The sequence below is a fragment of the Paracoccus gahaiensis genome, assembly GCF_005048225.1.
Taxonomy (GTDB): domain Bacteria; phylum Pseudomonadota; class Alphaproteobacteria; order Rhodobacterales; family Rhodobacteraceae; genus Paracoccus; species Paracoccus gahaiensis.
Map to the genome: position 1 here is coordinate 453,992 of NZ_SUNI01000001.1, position 19,273 is coordinate 473,264.

Here is a 19,273-nt window from a genome sequence, read left to right on the forward strand (position 1 = left end):
CGACCGCTTGACGTCCCGCGCCGCACCGCCGATGCTGCGGGCGACCCGACCGGAAGGATCCCCGATGAGTTGCGCCTGCGGCCACCACCACCCTGCCCCGGCAGATGTCTCGGGCCGCCCGGTCCCGCTGGCCCGGCCCCTGGTGGCGCTCCACGGGCGCCTCATCTGCACCGACATGTCCCAGATGCTGACGGCGCTGGACCTGCTGCCCGACCACCGGGCCCTCAGCCGCGCCGAGCCGGGCTGCCTGCGCTTTGATGTCGAACAGTCCGAGGACCCGATGGTCTGGACCCTGACCGAGCTGTTCGCCGATGACGCGGCCTTCGCCGCCCACCAGACCCGCACCACGGCCAGCCCCTGGGGCCAAGCCAGCCGCGCCCTCACCCGCGACTTCCACCGCCACGAGGTGCAGCCCCTGATCCGCTCCGAGGCCCCCGGCGACCACGAGGCGCTGGACCGCCTGCTGACCCTCGCCTTCGGCCGCCCCGACGAGGCGCGCCTGCTGCGCCGCCTGCGGGCCGATGGCGATCTGGCCGTCTCGCTGCTGGCCCATGCCGAAGGCGTGCCCATCGCCCATGTCGCCCTCTCGCCCCTGCAGGCGGACCGGCCCGCCCTGGCCTTGACGCCGATTGCCGTCCACCCCGCCCTGCAGCGCCGCGGTCTGGGCCGGGCCCTGACCGCCGCCGCCCTCGCCGCCGCCGGCGACCGCCCGGTCGTCGCCCTCGGCGATCCCGGCCTCTACGCCGGCTGCGGCTTCCTCCCCGCCGATCTCGCCTCCCCTTGGTCTGGCCCTGCCCTGCAGATCCATGGCGCGCTGCCCCCCGGCTCACGGATCACCCACGCCCCGGCCTTCCACGAGCTCTGACATTCATCTTGGCGAAAATATCCCGGGGGGATCGCGGAACGCGATGGGGGCAGCGCCCCCCGCCACCCTCGCCACCCCGCGCAGCCTTGCACCCGGCCGCCCCAGCCTCCACATCGGGACCAACCGACAGAAAGGACCGATCATGCCGACCCAGATGGTATTCGACGCCGCAGAGGCCAACATGGCGCAGGGCGATTTCGGCGCCCTCCCGGAATGGGACCTGGCCGACCTCTATCCCGCGCCCGACAGCCCGGAACTGGCCGCCGATATCGACCGGCTCGGCACCATGGTCCGGTCCTTCGCCGCCGCGTATCAGGGCAAGCTGGCCGACCTCTCGCCCGCAGCGATGCTGGCCTGCATCGAGACCTATCAGCAGATCGACATCCTGGCGGGGCGGATCATGTCCTATGTGGGCCTGCGCTATTACCAGAACACAACCGATCCGTTGCGCGCCAAGCAGATGGGCGACCTGCAGGCGAAGATCACCGACCTGACCACGCCGCTGGTCTTCTTCGGGTTGGAATTCAACCGCATCCCCGATGAAATCTACAGTTCGGTCTTCGCGGCCTCAGACGGGCCCGTCCGCTACAAGCCGGTCTTCGACCGGATGCGCGCGATGCGCCCCCATCAGCTCTCCGACGAGCTGGAGCAGTTCCTGCACGACACCTCGGTCGTGGGCGCCGCCGCCTGGAACCGGCTCTTCGACGAGACGATGGCCGGGCTGAGCTTCGAGGTGGGTGGCGAAACCCTGGGGCTGGAGGCGACGCTGAACCTCCTGACCGACCACGACCGCGCGCGTCGCGAGGCGGGCGCCCGGGCGCTGGCCAAGGTCTTCACCGCCAATGTCGGCCTCTTCGCGCGCGTCCACAATACGCTCGCCAAGGAGAAGGCCATCGAGGACAGGTGGCGCAAGATGCCCAGCCCCCAGCATGGCCGCCACCTGTCCAACCATGTCGAGCCCGAGGTGGTCGAGGCGCTGCGTGATGCCGTGACCAAGGCCTATCCGCGCCTCTCGCACCGCTATTATGCGCTCAAGGCCAAATGGCTGGGGCTGGACAAGCTGCAGGTCTGGGACCGCAACGCGCCCCTGCCCACCGAGACGCCCCGCAGCATCGACTGGCCCGAGGCGCGCGCGACGGTGCTGGACGCCTATGCGGGCTTCTCGCCTGAACTGGCCGCGCTGGCCGAACCCTTCTTCGATCGCGGCTGGATCGACGCCGCCGTCAAGCCCGGCAAGGCGCCCGGCGCCTTCGCCCATCCGACCGTGACCACCGCGCATCCCTATATCCTGCTGAACTACTTGGGCAAACCGCGCGACGTGATGACCCTGGCGCATGAGCTGGGCCACGGCGTCCACCAGCGGCTGGCGGCAGAGCAGGGGGAACTTCTGGCCTCGACGCCCCTGACGCTGGCCGAGACGGCCTCGGTCTTCGGCGAGATGCTGACCTTCCGCGCGCTGCTGGCGAAGACGACCGATCCGGCGCAGCGGAAGGCCCTGCTGGCCGGCAAGGTCGAGGACATGATCAACACCGTCGTGCGCCAGATCGCCTTCTATGACTTTGAATGCCGCCTGCACGCCGCCCGCGCCGAGGGAGAGCTGACCCCCGACGCCATCAACGCGCTGTGGATGGAGGTCCAGCACGAAAGCCTGGGCCCGGTCTTCGAGTACATGCCGGGCTATGAGACCTTCTGGACCTATGTCCCGCATTTCGTGCATTCGCCCTTCTACGTCTATGCCTATGCCTTCGGCGACGGGCTGGTGAACGCGCTCTATGCCGCCTACGAGGACGGGCTGCCCGAGTTCCAGGAAAAGTACTTCGCGCTGCTGAAGGCCGGCGGATCGCAGCATCACAGCACGCTGCTGGCCCCCTTCGGGCTGGACGCCTCGGACCCGGCCTTCTGGGACAAGGGCCTGTCGATGATCGAGGGCTTCATCGACGAGCTGGAGGCGCTGGAGGCGTGATCCTCGGGGGGCATGGAGCGGTGCGCCTGGCCCACGGGGGCTGCCGCCCCCGCACCCCCGCGGATATTTGAGGACCAATGCAGGGGGGGCGCGGCGGGCCTGAGCAGCGTCGCGTCCTCGGGCGCAGGGGAGAGGCGATGAAGCGGATCGGTCTTGGGGTGGGGGCGCTGGTCGTGGCAGCGGTCGCGGCGTTTCTGATGATCGCCCCGGGCTATGTGGAGCGCGACATGAACCCGGTCACCATGCCCGCCGAGGGCTGGCCGGTCGGGCCCCGGGCCCAGGCGCTGCATGACCGGCTGGTGATCGGGGACTGGCATTCGGATGCGCTCCTTTGGGATCGCGACCTACTGCGGCGGGTCGACCGGGGCCATGCGGATGTGCCGCGCCTGCTGGAGGGCAATATGGCGCTGCAGGTCTTCACCACCGTGACGAAAAGCCCGCGCGGGCAGAATTATGACCAGAACAGCACGGCGGCGGGCGACAACATCACCCCGCTGTTCATCGGCCAGCTGCGGCCGGTGCGGGCGTGGGGCTCGTTGCGCGAGCGGGCGCTGGTGCAGGCCGAGGCGCTGCAGCGGGCCGCCGACAGGGCGCCCGACCGGCTGATGATCATTCGCTCGCGCGGGGATCTGCAGGATCTGCTGGCCCGGCGGGCGGCGGGCGAGCAGGTTCTGGGCGCCCTGCTGGGGTCCGAGGGCGGGCATCCGCTGGAGGGGGATCCGGCCAACTTGGACGTGCTCTACGATGCCGGGTTCCGGCTGATGGGGCTGACGCATTTCTTCGACAACGAGTTGGGCGGCAGCCTGCATGGCGAGGGCGGCAGCGGCGACGGCTTGTCGAAATTCGGACGAGAGGTGGTGCAGGCGATGGTCGCGCGGGGCATGATCATCGACGTGACCCATGCCGCCCCGCAGATGGTCGAGGATGTGCTGGCTTTGCCCGGCACGCGGCCCGTGCTGTCCCATACCGGCATCGCCAGCCATTGCCCCAGCCCGCGCAACCTGCCCGACGAACTGGTGGCGCGCATCGCCGGGGCCGGGGGAATTATCGGCATCGGCTTCTGGTCGGATGTCGTCTGCGGCACCACGCCCGCCGATGTGGCCAGGGCGATCGTTGCCGCGATCGAGGTGGCGGGCGAGGATCACGTCTCGCTCGGCTCGGACTGGGACGGGTCGGTGGACGTGCCCTTCGATGCGGCACATCTGCCGGCGCTGACGCAGGCGCTGCTGGATCAGGGTCTGGACGAGGCGCAGATCGCCAAGGTCATGGGCGGCAACATGATGCGCTATCTGGCCGAGATGCTTCCGGACGCATGAGGGACATCGAATGAAGCGCAGCGTGCTGTTGAATGCCGAGCTGTCGAGGCTGGTGGCCGCGATGGGGCATGGGGATCTGCTGGTCATCGGGGATGCCGGGCTGCCGGTGCCGCGCGGGGTGCGCGTCGTCGATCTGGCGGTCACGCGCGGAATTCCCGGGGTTTTCGATGTCCTGGACGCGGTGCTGGCCGAGATGGTGGTGGAACGCTCGGCCTTGGCCGAAGAGGCGGGGGCGGATCTGGCAGGGCGTTTCCGGGCGCGGCAGATCGGGGCCGTCGCGCTGATGCCGCATGACGCGCTGAAGGCCGGGATGGCAGAGGCGCGGGCGGTGGTGCGCACGGGCGAATTCACGCCCTATGCCAATATCTGCCTATATGCGGGGGTCGCCTTTTAATCTGGGAACCGATGGCGAAGGATTGCGTTGCAAGGTCAGATGGTTACCCACAAGGAGAATGTACCGTGCAAAAGAAGATCCTGGGCCTGAGCGCCGTTCTGGCGATGATGACGCTGGCTGCCTGCGAGACCGTGCAAGGCGCCGGGCGCGACATTTCCACCGCTGGGGCGGTCGTGCAGCAAGAGAGCGCCGAGGTTCAGTCCGGGATGTGATCCCCTGCTGACCGTCAGCGAAAGCCCTCCGCAGCGCGCTGCCGGGGGGCTTTTTTCTGTCCGGCGGCAGGCGCACCGGGACTGCACCGTCGTGGCACAGGGGCGACACAGGGCGTGCACAGGGTGCGGACGGTCGGTTCAGGAATTGTTTACCGTCAGGCAGTGCCCTGCGGGATCGTCGCGATTGAATATCCTGCCCTTGGATGGGATCATTCTGCACGGGACCCCGGAGACCGGAGGAGGTCGACATGCGCGCCTTGCTGATCGTCTTGCTGATGCTGATGCTGCCGCTGCCGGCGGCGGCCTTCACGGCCCGCAACGGGATGGAGGTCGCGCAGGCCGGTCCGACCGGGATCGCGGTCGCCTTCCGCTCGGGGCGGTCGGATACGGATTACTGGTGCGCGGCGGGCGATTATGCGCAGCGGGTGCTGAACCAGCCGGTCGGCACCCGGCTGTGGCGCGCCAGCCCCAAGCCGCGCGAGGCCGGCGCGGGGATCCTCTTCACGCTGGACCCGGCCGATCGGGCCGAGGGTGCCGGGCTGTCGCAATTCGGCGGGGGACCGCAGGATGGCGCGATCTCGGTCGGCGCGGCGGTGTCGGGGCATTGCCGGGTGATCGTGCCACTGTGGCGGGAGTGAGGTCACGCGCGGCAGATCGTCAGGGCCGGACAAGGGATCGCGCCTAGCCGGCGCGGCCCTTGTCCGAGGCCCGATCAGCTGTCCATCTTCAATGCCTGAATGAAAGCGGTCTGAGGGATCTCGACCTTGCCGAACTGGCGCATCTTCTTCTTGCCGGCCTTCTGCTTTTCCAGCAGCTTCTTCTTGCGCGTCGCGTCGCCGCCATAGCATTTGGCGGTGACGTCCTTGCGCATGGCGGACAGGGTCTCGCGCGCGATCACGCGGGCGCCGATGGCGGCCTGGATCGGGATCTTGAACATGTGCCGGGGGATCAGCTCTTTCAGCTTCTCCACCATGACCCGGCCCCGCGCCTCGGCGCGGTCGCGATGGACCATAATCGACAGGGCGTCGACGGGCTCGTCATTCACCAGGATCGACATCTTGACCAGGAAATCCTCGCGGTATTCGCTGATCTGATAGTCGAAGCTGGCATAGCCCTTGGTCACCGATTTCAGCCGGTCGTAGAAGTCGAAGACCACCTCGGCCAGCGGCAGGTCATAGACGACCATGGCGCGGGCGCCGGCATAGGTCAGGTCCAGCTGGATGCCGCGGCGGTCCTGGCACAGCTTCAGCACGTCGCCCAGATAGTCGTCGGGGACCATGATCGTGGCCTTGATGCGCGGCTCCTCGATATGATCGACCAGCGACAGGTCGGGCATGTCTGCGGGGTTGTGCAGCTCCTTCACCTCGCCGTCGCGCATGTGCAGGCGGAAGACGACCGAGGGGGCGGTGGTGATCAGGTCCAGATCGTATTCGCGTTCCAGACGGTCGCGGATGACCTCGAGGTGCAGGAGGCCCAGGAAGCCGCAGCGGAAGCCGAAGCCGAGCGCGGCCGAGGTCTCCATCTCGCTCGAGAAGCTGGCGTCGTTCAGGGCCAGTTTCTCGATCGCGTCGCGCAGGGGTTCGAAATCGTTGGCGTCGACCGGAAAGAGGCCGCAGAAGACCACCGGCTGCGCAGGCTTGAAGCCGGGCAGCGCCGTGGTGCAGGCGCGTTTCTCATGGGTGATCGTGTCGCCCACGCGGGTGTCGCGGACCTGCTTGATCGAGCCGGTGAAGACGCCGATCTCTCCCGGGCCCAGTTCCGGGATGTCGACCATGGCGGGCGTCAGGACCGACAGCTTGTCGATGCGGTGCGAGGCGCCCGTCTGCATCATTTTGATCTGGTCGCCCTTGCGGATCACCCCGTCCATGACGCGGATCATCACGACGACGCCCAGATAGGCGTCATACCAGCTGTCGACCAGCATCGCCTTCAAGGGCGCGTCGCGGTCGCCCTTGGGGGCGGGAAGGCGGGTGACGATCGCCTCCAGCACGTCGGGGATCCCGAGGCCGGTCTTGGCGCTGATCGCGATGGCGTCGGCGGCGTCGATGCCGATCACATCCTCGATCTGCGCCTTCACGCGGTCGGGCTCGGCGGCGGGCAGGTCGATCTTGTTCAGGACCGGGACGATCTCGTGGCCCGCGTCGATGGCCTGATAGACATTGGCCAGCGTCTGCGCCTCGACCCCCTGCGTGGCGTCCACGACCAGCAGCGACCCCTCGACCGCGCGCATCGACCGGCTGACCTCGTAGGCGAAGTCCACATGGCCGGGCGTGTCGATCAGGTTCAGCACATAGGTCTGGCCGTCCTTGGCCGGATAGGCGATCCGGACCGTGTTGGCCTTGATGGTGATCCCCCGCTCGCGCTCGATATCCATGCTGTCCAGCATCTGGGCCTTCATGTCGCGATCCGCGACAGTGCCCGTGGACTGGATCAGCCGGTCGGCCAAGGTGGATTTTCCGTGGTCGATATGCGCCACGATCGAGAAATTGCGGATGAGGGAAAGGTCGGTCATGGCCGGGCTATACAGGGCGAAAGGCGCCGCGAAAAGAGGGTTTCGCGGCGCCCGTGCGTTTGGTCGCGGCCTGCCCGGTCAGCGCATGGCGGGCTGATCGGCGGCCTGCAGCATCAGCCGCGCCACCTCGGCCGAGGAGGCAGGGTTCTGGCCCGTCACCAGCCGCCCGTCGGCCAGCGCGAAGGGCTGCCAGTCGGGACCCTTCTCGTGGCGCGCGCCCTGCGCCTTCAGCTGATCCTCGAGCAGGAAGGGCACGGTGTCGGTGAGGCCCGCGGCCTCTTCCTCGCTGTTGGTGAAGCCCGCGACGCGGCGCCCGTCGACCAGCGGCTTGCCCGAGGGCAGGCGTGCCGACAAGAGCCCCGCCGGGCCGTGGCAGACCGCGCCGATCACCGCGCCCTTGTCCCAGGCCGTCGCCAGCAGCTGGCCCAGGGCCTGCGACTCGGGCAGGTCCCACATGGTGCCGTGGCCGCCGGGCAGATAGACGATGTCGCAGCCCGACACGTCGATCTCGTCCAGCTTCTCGGTATGGGCCAGACGGTTCATCGCGGCGTCATCGGCCATGAAGCGGCGGACCTCGTCGGTCATCGTCTCGTCGGTGGCCGAGGAGGGATCGGCGGGCGGGTTGCCGCCCTGCACGCTGGCCAGTTCGACCTGCCAGCCGGCATCCGACAGGATCCAGTAGGGGGCGGCGAGTTCCTCCCAGTAGAAGCCGGTGGGCGTGCCGGTGTCGCCCAAGCGGTCGTGCGAGGTGAGGATGATCAGGGCCTTGGGCATGGGATGCCTCCTTGGGGAATGGGGAAACGCGAGGGTCGCGCCCGGGTGGCGCGCCCTCTGTCACCGCGTCAATGATCGGCGCCCGGCCCCGGTTCCCCTGCCGCAGCGTCACCAGATTGGCTGGGGGGGCTCAGTTGGGGCCGGGGCGGATCAGCCCGTCGACCGGGGCGGGGCGGCGCGGCTTGCGGGCCTCGCGCCACATCGCATAGCCGCCCGCCAGCGCGATCAGCCCCGATCCGGCCAGCATCGGCAGGTCGGGCCGCTCGCCAAAGACCACCGCCGCGACCAGCAGGGCGAATCCCAGCCTGGCATAGCGGAAGGGCGCCACGACCGAGGCCTCGCCCAAACGCGAGGCGGCGACCAGCGTGGCATAGCCCAGGACGCCGAAGACCACCGTCCCCGCCAGAAGGCCCGCCTGCACGAGATCCGGCATCACCGGTCTCGGCCCCGTCGCCAGTCCCAGCACCAGCCCCGCCACGGTGATCGCCCCGTAGGCCGATCCCGACAGCTGGTCCGAGGCCACGCCCGCAGGGATGCGCCGCGTCGCCAGATCGCGCAGCGTCAGCCCCGCCACCCCCGCGCAGGCCCAGAGCATCGCCGGATCGAAGGCCGCCGTGCCGGGGCGCAGGATCAGCAGCACCCCCGCGAACCCCACCCCGACCGAGGCCCATCGCCGCCAGCCCACCGCCTCGCCCAGAAACAGCGCCGCCCCCAGCACCAGCGTCAGCGGCAGCACCTGCAGGATGGCCGAGGTCGCGGACAGATCCCCCAAGGCCAGCGCGGTGACGAAGGTGACCGCGCCCACGATCTCGCCCAGATTGCGCAGAAGGACCATCGGATGGCCCAGCCCCCGCGTCCACAGCCGCTGCCCGCGCAGCCGCAGGCGCAGCCCGAAGATCACGGTCGAGACCGCGCCGACGATCACCAGCATCTGCCAGATCGGCATCGTCTGCGTCAGCGTCTTGAGAAAGGCGTCCTCGATCGCGAACATCGCCATCGAGGCGATCATGAACAGCGCCGCGCGCCCGTTGTCGGTCAGGCCCGCGCCGATCATGGGCGCGGTCCCGCACGGCGGGCGGTCCGGTCCGTGGTCTGCTGATCCCTCATCGCCGCCCTGCTTTCCTGTCCCCGCCGGATGTTCCCGCATCGCTTGCCACGGCGCGCGGGGCGCCGCATGATCGCCCCAGACACATCCGTGGAGGTCCGATGATCTATTCCGTTCCCGACATGAGCTGCGGCCATTGCAAGGCCGCCATCGAAACCGCCATTGCCGGGGCCGGAGGCCGGGCGCAAGTGGATTTGCCGCAAAAGCGCGTCACGGTCGAGGGTCTGGACCCTACCCAAGCCGAGGCAGTGCTGCGCGCGGCGGGGTTTCCGGCGCAACCTGTGGCGTGACATGCGGCCATGATTGCACGCTTGACGTGCGATCGTTCCCGCAAGCGTGATTGAGCCGAAGCGCCGATGCTGGTATGACACTCTCAGGCGCCTGAGCGACCAAGACCGGACGAACCGGCACGCCGCAGGCCCGAGGCAATCGAGGAGACAGTCCATGCTCAACCGTTTCATCATCGCGGCCGCCGCGATCGTCATGACGACCCCGCTGGCGATGGCGGGGCCGGTCGACAGCGCCTGCGTCAGGTCCGACCGGGCGCGGGGCAATGCGCCGCTCTGCGGCTGCATCCAGCAGGTCGCCAACCAGACCCTGTCGCGGTCCGACCAGCGCCGCGCGGCGCAGTTCTTCCGCGACCCGCATCGCGCGCAAGAGGTCCGCACGTCCAAGACCGATGCCGACAATGCCTTCTGGCGCCGCTATCGCAACTTTGCCGCGCAATCCGAGCGTCTGTGCCGCTAAGGACGTTGACCGCCTGAAAGGGCGGTCAGCCGATCCGGGCCAGGATCTCGTCGGTCAGCGCGGCCATCTCGGCCGTGGCAGGCCCCTTGGGACGCTCGATCGCGCCCAGGCCCAGGCCCAGGGTCTCGGCATAGACCACGCGGTTCGACACCTGCGTCGCCGCCACCTCGGCCCCCAGTTCGATGGCCTTCTGCGCCACCTCGACCGACAGCTTGGTATGGGGGCGGGTGCGGTTCAGCACCACCAGCACCTCGGCCTTCTCGCGCCGCGCCAGATCCAGAACGCCCTCGGTCGCCCACAGATCGACATGGCTGGTCGCCACCGGCACCACCACCAGATCGGCCACCCGCAGCGCCGGGCGCAAATCGCTGTCGATCTTGGGCGGCGTGTCGATGATGACGTAATCGAAGCGCTTCTTCAGCTTTTCGGATTCGTAGCTGGCCCCCCAGGCCGAGGAGGTCGAGAAATCCAGCGCCTCGTCCTCGCCCCGTGCGGTCATCCGCTCGATGAACCAGCGGCCCATGCTGCCCTGCGGGTCGGTGTCCACCAGCGCCACGGAATGTCCGCGCGCGTGAAGGCAAACCGCAAGGTTCACCGCCAATGTGGTCTTGCCCGAGCCGCCCTTCTGCTGGGCCACCGTGATGATCCGCCCCGCCATGCCGCCATCCTCCGTCCGATTCGCTCGAGCCTAGTCAGCGCCACGGGCGATTGCACGGGGTTTCTGCGCCTGCAGCATCGGCCTCAGGGATAGACCGACTGCACCTCGTACATCACCGGCTCGAAGCTTTTGCACATCTCGTGGATCTGGCGGTTGCGGCGGCGCATCTCGGGATCGCGCAGCATGCCCTGATAGTCGCGGCGGTCGCGCCACTGGGAATAGGTGGCGATGCGGGTCTGCGCGTCGTTCAGGTGGATCGCGCCGCCCAGGCAGCCGGGGCGCTCGCTGATCACCTCGGCCCAGGCCGCGGTCAGCAGATCCAGCACGTCCTGCGCGCTGCCGGGGGTGACCTCGAAGGTGGTGATGACGGTCTGGCCGTCGAAGGCGGCGGTGATCTGGGGCATGGGCTGGCCTTCCTTCAGGCAGGGCTGGGGCCTTCAGCCTAGAGCGGCGCGCGGCCCGTGCAAGCGCGATGCGTCATTGCGGGGCGATTGCAGGACGTGCAAGCTGTCGGCAACATCATGAGAGGATCTGCCATGACACCCGTGTTCGACGGCCATAACGATTTCCTGCAGCGGCTGGTCGGCGCGGGGCCCGAGGCGGCGCGGCTGTGGCTGCAGGGCGACGGGACGGGGCATCTGGATCTGCCGCGCATGCAGGCGGGCGGTCTGGTGGGCGGGTTCTTCGCGATCTGGATCCCCTCGCCCGCCGGCCTCTCCGACCCCGATGCGCTGCGGGCAATGGAGAACCCACCCTTCGCCCTGCTTCTGGCGGAAGAGATCCCCCATGACGCCGCCCTGCCCCATGCCTTTGCCCAGGCTGCGGCCCTGCTGGCGCTGGAGCGGACGGGCACGCTGCGGGTGGTGCGCGACGCGGCCGGGCTGCGCGCCTGTCTGGCCGAGGGGCGCATCGCCGCCGTGATGCATATGGAGGGCGCCGAGGCGATCCGCGACAGGGACGCGCTGCATCTGTGGCACGCGGCGGGGCTGCGGTCCTTGGGTCCGGTCTGGTCGCGGCCCACGCGCTATGGCCACGGCGTGCCCTTCGCCCATCCCGCCGGCCCGGATATCGGCGAGGGGCTGAGGCCCGCCGGGATCGCGCTGGTCGCCGAGTGCAACGCGCTTGGCATCCTTCTGGACCTGTCGCATCTCAATCAGGCGGGGTTCGACGATGTGGCCCGCCTGTCGGATGCGCCGCTGGTGGCCAGCCACAGCGCGGTCCATGCGCTTTGCGAAAGCAGCCGCAACCTGACCGACCGGCAGCTGCGCCAGATCGCGGACAGCGGCGGGCTGGTGGGGCTGAACTTCGCCTCCAGCTTCCTGCGCCCGGACGGGCGTCGGCAGCCTCTGGAGGAGCTGGGCGTGGTGATCCGGCATCTGGATCACCTGCTGGCGATCCTGGGCGAGGACGGCGTGGCGCTTGGGTCGGATTTCGACGGCGCCTTGATGCCGCGCGATCTGGCCGATGCTGCCGCCCTGCCCCGGCTGATCGCGGCGATGGAGGCTGCGGGCTATGGCACGAAGCTGATCGCCAAGATCGCCTGCGACAACTGGATCGCCATGCTGGAGCGGGTCTGGGGGCGCTGAAGCCTGAGCGGGACGGCAAGCGTCGCCCCGCGGGTTTCGGTCACTCGTCGCTGTCGGCCTGATCCTCGGGCGCGTCGATCTGGGCCATCGCGATCATCTGCGCCAGTTCGGGATCGGTCTGCAGATCGGCCAGGTCGAACCGCTCGGTCAGGCTTGAGGGAGACAGTTCCACCCCGCTGATGACCTGTGCGCCCGGCGCGGCGGGGCCGTAGGTCTGGCCGTTCACCGCGAAATAGACCGCGCCGGAATTGCCCGTCCGCAGGACCGGCGGCTGCTCCAGGGGCGGCAGGGCGAAGCGTTCGCCCGCATCCATGATCTTTTCCAGAAGCACCGTGCCATCGGCCGAGGTCACGCGCACCCAAGCCGGGCGCACGGACAACAGCTCCAACCCTGGCGCATCCGGGGCCAGCGTGCGCACGCCGCCCTCGACCGGCGCCTCGGCAACCTGCTGGGCGCCGGGCGTGGCGGGCTGGGATTGCACGGCATCGGGCGCGGGCTGCGGCACCTCGGTCACGCTGCCGGCGGAGGCGATCACATCCTCGACCGAAGTGGCGCCGCTCAGCAGGCCGGGGTCGATGGCGGCGATGGGGCCGTCGCGCGCGGTCATCAGCGGCGCCTCGAGGATCTGCGGGCGATAAAGCCGGTCCAGCGCCTCGGGCTGCGGCAGGGTCTGGGCCAGATCGCCCACCGCCGCGCCTTCGAGGGTCGGGTCGGACAAGCCCGCACCCTGAGTCGGGTCCAGTTCGGCCACCACGGCGGGCACATCGTCGCCCGGCGTCAGGGTGACACGCTGCACCTCCTGCAGAAGCGACCAGGATCCATAGCCGAGGCCGCCGATCAGCGCGATCAGCACCGCGATGGCGCCGATGGCGCGCGGCTCGATCTCGGACAGGAAGCCCCGCTCTTGCGGGATGAACAGCGCGCGCGGATTGGCCAGCGCCTCGGCCGGGTCCGAGGGACGGCGCCCGGGCTTGGGACCGGCGGCCGAGGCCGCCATGCCATGCATGGGCTGAAATCCCGATTCCTGACAGAAGCGGCGAAAGACCCAATCGGGGTCCATGCCCAGATAGCGGGCGTAGGACCGCACATAGCCCGCGATGAAGCTGGGCGTGTCGAAGGCGGAAATGTCGCAATTCTCGATCGCGGCCACGTAGGAGGCGCGAATCCGCAGCTCTCTCTGGACGTCCAGAAGGGACTTGCCCAACGTCGCCCGTTCCCCGCGCATCAGATCTCCCAAGCGGGTGTCGTCATCGAGAATATGTGCCATATCCTCCACCTGCGAGATCCCTTCTGCCGGGTCATCTGCCCGCAGCCTGCTCATTGCCTATGCCTCGTCGCCCGTTATGTGAGGGCCGCGAATCGCACGCCCTCAAGTCTTCTTAAATCAGAGAGTATCACGCAGGCGAGAGCAGTTCATCCGTGGATTGAGTTACGCGCTCAATTCCGCGCGATTCAGGGCGCAGTGCGACCAAAGCGCATCCATCGCGCGAACCAGATGGTCGATCTGCTTGGGATCATGCACCGGCGAGGGGGTGAAGCGCAGGCGTTCCGTCCCGCGCGGGACGGTGGGAAAGTTGATCGGCTGGACGTAGATGCCGTAATCCTGCAGCAGCATGTCGGACAGCGCCTTGCAATGCACCGGATGACCGACATGGACCGGCACGATATGGCTGCCATGGTCGATGATCGGCATGCCGAGCGATTTCAGCCGCATCTTGAGGATGCGGGCATGCAACTGCTGTTCGTCGCGCAGCTTCTGCCCCTCGGGCGTCTTCAGCAGCGCGATCGAGGCCGCGGCCCCGGCGGCCACGGCGGGCGGCAGCGAGGTGGTAAAGATGAAGCCCGGCGCATAGGAGCGGATCGCGTCGCACATCTTCTCGCTGGCCGCGATATAGCCGCCGAAGACGCCGAAGGCCTTGCCGAGCGTGCCGTTGAGGATGTCGATGCGTCCGGCCAGCCCGTCGCGCTCCGCCACGCCGCCGCCGCGCGGGCCGTACATGCCAACCGAATGGACCTCGTCCAGATAGGTCAGCGCGCCGAATTCCTGCGCCAGATCGCAGATCGCCCCGATCGGGGCGAAATCGCCATCCATAGAATAGATCGACTCGAAGGCGATCAGCTTGGGCGCGTCGGAATCGTCGGCCTCCAGCAGGGACCGCAGATGGGCCAGGTCGTTGTGGCGAAAGATGCGCTTGGCGCCGCCATGACGCTTGATCCCCTCGATCATCGAGGCGTGGTTCAGCTCGTCCGAATAGATGATCAGCCCGGGGAACAGCTTGGGCAGCGTCGACAGCGTCGCATCATTGGCGATGTAGGCGCTGGAGAAGACCAGCGCGGCCTCCTTGTCATGCAGGTCGGCCAGCTCGGTTTCCAGGCGCTTGTGATAGACCGTGGTGCCCGAGATGTTGCGCGTGCCGCCCGAACCCGCGCCGGTTGCATCCAGCGCCTCGTGCATCGCCTGCAGCACGACCGGATGCTGGCCCATGCCCAGATAATCGTTGCCGCACCAGACGGTGATGTCTTGGCGTTCGCCGTCGGGACGGTTCCACACGGCCTTGGGGAACTTGCCCTTGGCCCGCTCGATATCGATGAAGGTGCGATAGCGCCCTTCTTCGTGAAGGCGTGAAATGGCCTGATCCAGAGCGGCGTCGTACTTCATTGCGGGCGATCCCTTGCGTAGCTGGCTGGGTGCGATCATTCTCCGACCGCGCGCTGATTGCCTTGATAGAGGTCAAAGCGCGAAGAAAACAGGCCGAAAACGTCGCAATTCGACGAAAGGGGCAGGCATGGACCCGAGATCTTCGGTACAAAAGGTAGAAATCATGGGCAATGACGCAAGACTGCAGGACATCCTGACGCATCTGGACGAGGGCCTGGAGGCGGGGCTGGAGCGGCTGGCCCGCTTCCTGCGGATCCCGTCAATCTCGACCGATCCGGCCCATGCGGGCGATGTGCGTGCCGCCGCCGCCTGGCTGGCGGACGAGCTTCGCGATCTGGGCTTCGAGGTCACCGTCCACGACACGCCCGGCCATCCGATGGTGACCGCCCGCAGCCAGCCTGGCGGCGCGCGGTCGCTGCTGTTCTACGGCCATTACGACGTGCAGCCCGTCGATCCCCTGGCCCTGTGGGACCGACCCCCCTTCGATCCCATCATCGAGGACACGGCCCAGGGCCGCGTCATCCGCGCACGCGGCGCCTCGGACGACAAGGGCCAGCTGATGACCTTCATCGAGGCGTTCCGCGCGTGGAAGGCGGTGCATGGCACCCTGCCCTCGGACCTGATCCTGCTCTTCGAGGGCGAGGAAGAATCCGGCTCGCCCTCGCTCAGGCCCTTCCTGCGTGCCCATGCGGAGGATCTGCGCGCCTCGCTGGCGGTGATCTGCGACACCGGGCGCCATGCCGACGGGCGCCCGGCGATTACCACGCAGCTGCGCGGGCTGGTGGGACAGGAGGTGGTGATCGACGCCGCCGACCGCGATCTGCATTCGGGCAGCTTCGGGGGGCTGGCCGCCAATCCGATCATGGTGCTGGCGGCTGCCCTGGCTGCGCTGAAGGACGACCAGGGCCGCGTCACCCTGCCCGGCTTCTACGACGGGGTCGAGGATCTGGCCCCGGAACTCGCGCGCGACTGGCAGGCTTTGGGCTTTGACGCGCCCGAGTTCCTGGGCCGCGTGGGCCTGTCCACCCCCATCGGAGAGGCGGGCCGCACGGCATTGGAGATGATGTGGAACCGCCCCACGGCCGAGATCAACGGCATCGCCGGCGGCTATGCGGGCGACGGGTTCAAGACCGTCCTGCCGGCGCAGGCCCGCGCCAAGGTCAGCTTCCGCCTGACCGGCACCCAGGACCCGGCAGCGATCCGCGCCGCCTTCCAGGACCATGTGCGCGCCCATCTGCCCGCCGATTGCCGCGCGACCTTCCACGATCACGGCGCCAGCCCGGCCAGCGTCATGGACATCTCGGACCCGGCTTTCGGTCTGGCCAAGGAAGCGCTGAGCGAGGAGTGGGGGCAGGATGCGGCCTATATCGGCGCGGGCGGCTCGATCCCGATCGCGGGGGATTTCAAGCAGATCCTGGGCATGGATTCGATGCTGATCGGCTTTGCCCGCGACGACGACCGCATCCATTCGCCGAACGAGAAATACGATGTCGAAAGCTTCGCCAAGGGCGCCCGCTCCTGGGCGCGCATCCTGACCGCGCTGCGCTGAACGACGAAAGGGGCGGACCCTGCGGCCCGCCCCTTCATCTTGGTCCAAATATCCCTGGGGGTCCGGGGGCTGGCCCCCGGCTTTCTTCAACCCCCGGCCTGTTCAGCTCTCCGCCGTGGCCGTGCAATAGCTCTGGCTGGAAGTCCAGGCGGCGATGTCGGCGCGCTTCTTGGCGCTGCGCAGGGGGGCCCAGTCCCGGGCGACTCCGCGCCAGCCGCCATCGGCCCGGGCGACCGCATTGTCGCGCCCGACCTGATGCGACATGATCTTGACCGAACAGGCCATGTTGTCGGCCCCGTCGCGGATATTGCCGTCGCAGCCGTAATGCCGCCAGGTCGCGGGGGCGATCTGCATCAGGCCCAGCCAGCGCCCGCCGCCGCCCGCCGCCTGCGGATTGAAGGTGCTTTCATGGCGCGCGACCGAGGACAGGAGCCCGGCCCAGAAGGCCTTGCGCCCGGTCTGGGTCAGCGCGCGATAGTTGGGGCAGTATTCCTGGATGTCATGGGGCACGCGCGACATGATCACCACGCCCTCGCGGTCCAGCGCCTCCAGCGTCGCCCGGGTCCAGGCCTCGGAGCCGCTCTTGTCTCCCCACCGCATCGGAGGCACCTGGGCCAGGGACATCTCCTGGGCCGCGACCTCGGCCTCGACCTCGGCCTCGGAGGGACCCGACGGGGTCGCGGCGCAGGCGGCCATCAGCACAAGGGCAGCAAGGGAGAGCGCAGCGCGCATCGGGACCTCAGGGGATTGTTTCGCTGCATCCTGCCTTAGACGGTCCCGGTCCTCTGGCAAGCGACGCCGATCGAGGTCGGCGGGAACCTGCCGCACCCCTGCGACATCATGGTCGGATTCCCGCCGACGGCGAGGCGGCGGTGGTCCAAGCGCCTGCAATTTGACGCAGATTTGCAGATGCGCCGCGACCCTGCCGATTCGCGCGGCAAAGCCGGTCCGGACCGCAGCGGCCCGTGACAATCGCGCAGGCGTGCCCTAAAAGCCCTGCCAGACCGTTTGCCGCCAACGAGGCCCGCCATGCTTGACCTGACCTATACCGCCCCCCAGCCCAAGGTGATCCAGGGCGCGCAGGGAGAGTGGGAACTGGTGATCGGCCTCGAGGTCCATGCCCAGGTCGCCTCGAACGCCAAGCTGTTCTCGGGCGCCTCGACGCGCTTCGGGTCCGAACCCAACAGCAATGTGGCCTTCGTCGATGCGGCGATGCCGGGGATGCTGCCGGTGATCAACGAATTCTGCGTGGCGCAGGCCGTGCGCACCGGGCTGGGGCTGAAGGCCGCGATCAACCTGTGGTCGGCCTTCGACCGCAAGAACTATTTCTATCCCGACCTGCCGCAGGGCTATCAGATCAGCCAGCTCTATCACCCCATCGTGGGCGAGGGCGAGGTGATCGTGGACATGGCCCCGGGCATCGCCCGCCGCGTGCGGATCGAGCGCATCCACCTGGAGCAGGATGCCGGCAAGTCGATCCACGACATGGACCCGACGATGAGCTTCGTCGACCTGAACCGCACCGGCGTCGCCCTGATGGAGATCGTCAGCCGCCCCGACATCCGCGGCCCCGAGGAGGCCGCCGCCTATGTCGTCAAGCTGCGCCAGATCCTGCGCTATCTGGGCACCTGCGACGGCAACATGCAGAACGGCAACCTGCGCGCGGACGTGAACGTATCGGTCTGCAAGCCCGGCGATTACGAGCGCTTCCAGGAAACCGGCGATTTCGGCCATCTGGGCACGCGCTGCGAGATCAAGAACATGAACTCGATGCGCTTCATCCAGGCGGCCATCGATTACGAGGCGCGGCGCCAGATCGCCATCCTGGAGGATGGCGGAAGCATCGTGCAGGAAACCCGCCTCTACGATCCCGACAAGGGCGAGACGCGGTCGATGCGGTCCAAGGAAGAGGCGCATGACTATCGCTACTTCCCCGACCCCGACCTGCTGCCGCTGGAGATCGAGCAGGCCTGGGTGGACGACATCGCGGCCTCCATGCCTGAACTGCCCGACGAGAAGAAGGCGCGCTTCGTGCGCGACATGGGCCTGTCGGAATATGACGCCGGCGTGCTGACCGCCGAGGTCGAGAATGCCGATTACTTCGAGGCCGTGGCCGCAGGCCGCGACGGCAAGATGGCCGCCAACTGGGTCATCAACGAGCTGTTCGGCCGGCTGAACAAGGAGGGGCTGACGATCGCCACCTCTCCGGTCTCGGCCACGCAACTGGGCGGGGTGATCGACCTGATCGCGGACAAGGCCATCTCGGGCAAGATCGCCAAGGACCTGTTCGAGATCCTCTGGACCGAGGGCGGCGATCCGGCGGCCATCGTCGAGGCGCGCGGCATGAAGCAGGTCACCGATCTGGGCGCCATCGAGGCGGCGGTCGACCAGATCATCGCCGACAACCCCGCGCAGGTCGAGAAGGCCAAGGCCAATCCCAAGCTGGCGGGCTGGTTCGTGGGTCAGGTCCTGAAGGCCACCGGCGGCAAGGCCAACCCGGCCGCCGTCAACGATCTGGTGGCGCAGAAGCTGGGGCTGTAAGCCCCGATCTGCGGCCCCTCCGGGCCGCACCCCCTTTCGGCCCCCATCCGCGACAGGACCCGCCCATGCGTTTCGAATATTCCGTCATTCCGGCCCCGACCCGGACCGAGAAGGCCCGCGAGGCCAAGACGCCGACCGACCGCTTCGCCCTGTCGCTGACGGCCGAGCTGAACCGGATGGCGGCCGAGGGCTGGGAATATCTGCGCGCCGACGTGCTGCCCAGTGAAGAGCGCAGCGGCCTGACCGGGCGCGCGACGGTCTATCACAACGTGCTGGTCTTCCGCCGTCCGCAGGCGGCGGACCCCGAGGTCAAGCGCCTGCCCCAGCCCGAGGCGACCCCTGAGACGGGCCCCATCGCGACCCCTGCCCCGACCGGCGCCGCGCCGGCCTAA

At 68.5% G+C, this 19,273-nt stretch carries 20 protein-coding genes; 12 read left to right on the top strand and 8 right to left on the bottom strand.

What is annotated here, in order from left to right; genetic code table 11:
• Positions 1-64: 64 nt before the first annotated feature.
• From FA743_RS02220 to FA743_RS02245, 6 genes are all read left to right on the top strand, one after another.
• Positions 65-865, top strand: coding sequence for a GNAT family N-acetyltransferase (locus FA743_RS02220; RefSeq protein WP_136884230.1), 801 nt, complete (start codon positions 65-67; stop codon positions 863-865).
• Positions 866-1,007: 142 nt separating this feature from the next.
• On the top strand, positions 1,008-2,828 hold the full coding sequence (locus FA743_RS02225) for a M3 family oligoendopeptidase (RefSeq protein WP_136884231.1): 1,821 nt from the start codon (positions 1,008-1,010) through the stop codon (positions 2,826-2,828).
• 137 nt (positions 2,829-2,965) lie between these two features.
• The gene (locus FA743_RS02230) at positions 2,966-4,144 is read left to right on the top strand and encodes a dipeptidase (RefSeq protein WP_136884232.1); all 1,179 of its coding nucleotides are present in this window, start codon (positions 2,966-2,968) and stop codon (positions 4,142-4,144) included.
• 10 nt (positions 4,145-4,154) lie between these two features.
• A complete protein-coding gene (gene rbsD / locus FA743_RS02235) occupies positions 4,155-4,538 on the top strand; it encodes a D-ribose pyranase (RefSeq protein WP_136884233.1) in 384 nt (127 codons plus the stop codon).
• A 104-nt stretch (positions 4,539-4,642) separates the two neighbouring features.
• On the top strand, positions 4,643-4,750 hold the full coding sequence (locus tag FA743_RS02240) for an entericidin A/B family lipoprotein (protein WP_136884414.1): 108 nt from the start codon (positions 4,643-4,645) through the stop codon (positions 4,748-4,750).
• A 248-nt stretch (positions 4,751-4,998) separates the two neighbouring features.
• The gene (locus tag FA743_RS02245; protein ID WP_136884234.1) at positions 4,999-5,388 is read left to right on the top strand and encodes a hypothetical protein; all 390 of its coding nucleotides are present in this window, start codon (positions 4,999-5,001) and stop codon (positions 5,386-5,388) included.
• A gap of 74 nt (positions 5,389-5,462) precedes the next feature.
• Here the strand turns inward: FA743_RS02245 and lepA are convergent, their stop codons facing one another.
• From lepA to FA743_RS02260, 3 genes are all read right to left on the bottom strand, one after another.
• Positions 5,463-7,262, bottom strand: coding sequence for a translation elongation factor 4 (lepA, locus tag FA743_RS02250; RefSeq protein WP_136884235.1), 1,800 nt, complete (start codon positions 7,260-7,262; stop codon positions 5,463-5,465).
• A 78-nt stretch (positions 7,263-7,340) separates the two neighbouring features.
• On the bottom strand, positions 7,341-8,036 hold the full coding sequence (locus FA743_RS02255; RefSeq protein WP_136884236.1) for a type 1 glutamine amidotransferase domain-containing protein: 696 nt from the start codon (positions 8,034-8,036) through the stop codon (positions 7,341-7,343).
• A gap of 130 nt (positions 8,037-8,166) precedes the next feature.
• Positions 8,167-9,090 carry a DMT family transporter gene (locus FA743_RS02260; RefSeq protein ID WP_136884237.1) on the bottom strand — a complete coding sequence of 308 codons (924 nt, stop codon included), beginning with the start codon at positions 9,088-9,090 and terminating at the stop codon, positions 8,167-8,169.
• A 152-nt stretch (positions 9,091-9,242) separates the two neighbouring features.
• Here FA743_RS02260 and FA743_RS02265 point away from each other — a divergent pair, with 152 nt between their 5' ends.
• Positions 9,243-9,431 carry a heavy-metal-associated domain-containing protein gene (locus tag FA743_RS02265; RefSeq protein WP_136884238.1) on the top strand — a complete coding sequence of 63 codons (189 nt, stop codon included), beginning with the start codon at positions 9,243-9,245 and terminating at the stop codon, positions 9,429-9,431.
• 154 nt (positions 9,432-9,585) lie between these two features.
• On the top strand, positions 9,586-9,888 hold the full coding sequence (locus FA743_RS02270) for a hypothetical protein (RefSeq protein ID WP_136884239.1): 303 nt from the start codon (positions 9,586-9,588) through the stop codon (positions 9,886-9,888).
• Positions 9,889-9,913: 25 nt separating this feature from the next.
• Here the strand turns inward: FA743_RS02270 and parA are convergent, their stop codons facing one another.
• On the bottom strand, positions 9,914-10,546 hold the full coding sequence (gene parA / locus FA743_RS02275; RefSeq protein WP_136884240.1) for a ParA family partition ATPase: 633 nt from the start codon (positions 10,544-10,546) through the stop codon (positions 9,914-9,916).
• A gap of 83 nt (positions 10,547-10,629) precedes the next feature.
• On the bottom strand, positions 10,630-10,950 hold the full coding sequence (locus tag FA743_RS02280; protein ID WP_136884241.1) for an antibiotic biosynthesis monooxygenase family protein: 321 nt from the start codon (positions 10,948-10,950) through the stop codon (positions 10,630-10,632).
• A 132-nt stretch (positions 10,951-11,082) separates the two neighbouring features.
• On the opposite strand from FA743_RS02280, the gene FA743_RS02285 reads away from it, so the two are divergent.
• The gene (locus FA743_RS02285; protein ID WP_136884242.1) at positions 11,083-12,132 is read left to right on the top strand and encodes a dipeptidase; all 1,050 of its coding nucleotides are present in this window, start codon (positions 11,083-11,085) and stop codon (positions 12,130-12,132) included.
• Between the two features lie 40 nt (positions 12,133-12,172).
• Here the strand turns inward: FA743_RS02285 and FA743_RS02290 are convergent, their stop codons facing one another.
• On the bottom strand, positions 12,173-13,399 hold the full coding sequence (locus tag FA743_RS02290) for a helix-turn-helix domain-containing protein (RefSeq protein WP_246054789.1): 1,227 nt from the start codon (positions 13,397-13,399) through the stop codon (positions 12,173-12,175).
• 162 nt (positions 13,400-13,561) lie between these two features.
• Positions 13,562-14,791, bottom strand: a complete 1,230-nt coding sequence (gene hemA / locus FA743_RS02295) for a 5-aminolevulinate synthase (RefSeq protein ID WP_136884244.1) — start codon at positions 14,789-14,791, stop codon at positions 13,562-13,564.
• A gap of 163 nt (positions 14,792-14,954) precedes the next feature.
• Here hemA and FA743_RS02300 point away from each other — a divergent pair, with 163 nt between their 5' ends.
• The gene (locus tag FA743_RS02300; RefSeq protein ID WP_136884245.1) at positions 14,955-16,340 is read left to right on the top strand and encodes a M20/M25/M40 family metallo-hydrolase; all 1,386 of its coding nucleotides are present in this window, start codon (positions 14,955-14,957) and stop codon (positions 16,338-16,340) included.
• Positions 16,341-16,442: 102 nt separating this feature from the next.
• Here the strand turns inward: FA743_RS02300 and FA743_RS02305 are convergent, their stop codons facing one another.
• On the bottom strand, positions 16,443-17,072 hold the full coding sequence (locus FA743_RS02305; RefSeq protein ID WP_136884246.1) for a lytic transglycosylase domain-containing protein: 630 nt from the start codon (positions 17,070-17,072) through the stop codon (positions 16,443-16,445).
• A gap of 297 nt (positions 17,073-17,369) precedes the next feature.
• On the opposite strand from FA743_RS02305, the gene gatB reads away from it, so the two are divergent.
• Positions 17,370-18,881 carry an Asp-tRNA(Asn)/Glu-tRNA(Gln) amidotransferase subunit GatB gene (gene gatB / locus FA743_RS02310; protein ID WP_136884247.1) on the top strand — a complete coding sequence of 504 codons (1,512 nt, stop codon included), beginning with the start codon at positions 17,370-17,372 and terminating at the stop codon, positions 18,879-18,881.
• Between the two features lie 65 nt (positions 18,882-18,946).
• The gene (locus FA743_RS02315; protein ID WP_136884248.1) at positions 18,947-19,273 is read left to right on the top strand and encodes a DUF4177 domain-containing protein; all 327 of its coding nucleotides are present in this window, start codon (positions 18,947-18,949) and stop codon (positions 19,271-19,273) included.